This is a genomic window from Flavobacterium sp. GW821-FHT11G01, assembly GCF_058808175.1.
Window position 1 is genome coordinate 1 of the sequence record NZ_JBXARK010000022.1, and the last position, 3,071, is coordinate 3,071.

At 42.7% G+C, this 3,071-nt stretch carries 1 protein-coding gene; it reads right to left on the bottom strand.

Annotation, left to right across the window (positions count from 1 at the left end; all coding sequences use genetic code 11):
• The coding region (locus tag AC1RRN_RS21390) for a condensation domain-containing protein (protein ID WP_492969247.1) at nt 1–3,071 on the bottom strand (3,071 nt) is incomplete at both ends.

Consider the following 3,071-nt stretch of genomic DNA (forward strand, 5'->3'; position numbering starts at 1 on the left):
TAGCTCAACTGGGTATCCTCAAAAACCACAGCCACGTTATCAGGGGTTTTAGATACCTGATCCTCAAACAAATCAATTATTGTCTTATCCAGGGGATAAGCCTCTTGTGTATCATTAAACTCTACCAACAGCTGATCCTTCTCTGAAGCGCTAAGGTAATCAAGCTCTTTCAAGGGCTGAGTGGCATCTGCACTGAACTGCTCCACCAGATTATAAACATGCCCGGCCAAAGTTTCCATAAGCCTGCTGTCATACTTGCTGCTGTTGTATTTAAAATCAATGCGAAGTGATACAGGCAAAGGCATTACCATGATATTAAAATCGTAATTGGTCTGTTCAAAGGCACTCATCGATTGTATCGTTAATTCCTGACCAGGGAGGCTCTGCGCATTTTGAACATCTTCCTTAATGGCATCCTGAACTGGAAAACTCTCAAAGACCATAATGTGATTGATCAGATCCATTCCCAGATCACTCTGCGACTGTACCTGGGACAAATTAGAATAATGATGGGCATTGCTACTGATTGCATGATCCTGGATCCTGATCAAAAGATCAGCTACAGTATCCTTGACAGTATAATTTACCCTTACAGGGATTGTATTGATAAAAAGACCAATCATATCTTCAACCCCATCCAGATCGCCAGGTCTCCCCGATACTACAGATCCAAATACAACATCATCTGTGTTGTTGTACCTCGAGAGCAAATAACCCCATACACCCTGAACAAAAGTATTCTGGGTAATACCCATTTCTGTACACAATTTATTGAACCTAACATAAAGATCTCCCTCTATGCTTACACTCTGCTTTAATTCCTTATAAACCCCATTCTCTGAAACAAGTCGGAAAGGAACCGCGGAAACATCGCTGTAACCCTCAAGATAACCTTTCCAATAAGACAACGAAGCCGTAGCATTTACTTTCTCCAGCCATTGAATGTAAGTCGAATAAGCAAAAGCCTTAGGCAAGTTTAAAGCCGTATTGTTATGAATCGAATTTAGGATCTGATAAAAATCCTTAATCAAAATACTCATACACCAGCCATCGGTAAGGATATGATGATGACTCCAAATAAATTCATACTCATCACTGCCCAAATCCAAAACCTGAAGACGCATCTGACTACCAGTGGATAAATCAAACCCAATTGCACGGTCTGAAGCTTTCACATCATCAATGTAACGATCCAAGGCAATATCTAAGGGAACCTTATTATAGCTAAAACTCCCCCCAACATGCTTTCTGACTATCTGCAAAGGCTCCTCAAACAAATCGTAAGTGAAGCTTGTACGCAGTACTCCATGACGCAAGATCAACTGATCATAAGACTTCTCAACACATTCAATATCCAAAGCCGGAGCTTTTATTCTATAGGACATCTGCTCAAAATACATTGCAGATGATTTATCAGAAAGCCAGTGGTAGTATATACCCTGTTGTAAAGGCGATAATTTATAAACATCCTCCAGACTATCATCCTCATTAAGAGACAACAGATCTGATCGGCTCAGCCCCTTAAAGGTAAGGTCTGAAGGAGTAAGGCGCTTTTCCTTAACCCTGCTCAGCTCTTCTATAACAGCAGTAAGATTCTTATGGTAAGAATCAGCCAAAGACTCGATCGTTGCAACATTATAAGCCTGGCTGGAATAAGTAATTGTCATCGAAAGCGATCCCGAGACAAGCATGCCAGAGACACTCAGAAAAACATCATTCCCATTGCCCACACTGCTACTCGAACCGATATTCTCCGATCCATATTCAAATAAGGAATCCTGGCTGCTGCCTGCATTCGAACCAAAATCCCCAAGATAATTAAACTCTACTGAGGGTGAAAAATCCTGCTCAAGCCCCAAAGACAGATATTTCAAAATCCCGTACCCGATCCCTTTGCCAGGGATTCTGCGAAGAGACTCCTTTACATCCACAAGGTTCGACAAAGCATCGCCTGAAGGAACGCTAAGCACAAAAGGATAAAACGTCGTAAACCAACCAACTGTACGACTGATATCAACATCCTCAAGGATATCCTCTCTTCCATGCCCCTCTATTTTGATAACACTTTTATCTATACCCAAAACAGCTTTGAGCGAAAGCCCAAGGCAGGCCAGTAAAATGTCATTGATCTCTGTATTGTAAACCCCGTGAACCTGGGTCTGAAGAAGCTCCGTTACAGAATGGCCCAGACTCAATGAAACACTGCGGTCCATTCTTACACCGGCCTGAACTCCCTGGATATCCCGGGGGAAAACATCCACAGACTCATTGCACACAGACTCCCAGTAAGTCTTATCTGACTGGGGAATCTGATCAAAACCATACGACTGCTGCAAAGAAGACCATCTCTGGAATGAGTCTGTCTTCAATGGAAGTGCCGCTGTAAGCCCTGCACTGTACTGCCCGTAAAGAGTAGAGAAATCTTCCAGTAAAATACGCCATGAAACACCATCTACAACCAAATGATGAATAATCAAAGCCAGGCGGTCCCCATCCTTTAAACGGAAATGAACAGCCTTAAACAAAGGACCAGACTCCAAATCAAATCCAGACTGGAACTCTTCCCCTATTCTTGCCATAGCAGACAATGGATCAGCTTCTTCTTGCAGGTCATAAAAACAAACAGCAGCCTGCGACAAAGACACATCCTGGTTGAACTGTTCCCAAACACCAGAACGCTGCACATAAACCATACGAAGGGCATCGTGATGTGAGGCCAGGTAAGTAAGACTCTTTGATATAATATCTCCACTAAGGGCAACCTTGCTTTTCAAAACTACTGACTGGTTGAAATGATGATAATCATTAAAAACACCCGAATCAAAGAAATAACGCTGGATCGGAGTCAGAAATACTTCTCCTGAAACAGAAGACTGAGCTATCTCCCTGGTGCTGATCTCCATGTGTCGGGCAAGGTCTTCCAATACAGCTACCTGAAGTATCTGCTGGATCTTAAGGCTATAACCCTGTTGTTTCAAACGCGAAACAATCTGGATCGATTTGATCGAATCTCCTCCCAAATTGTAAAAACTGTCCCTGATGCTGATCGAATCCCTTTTCAGGACATCCTG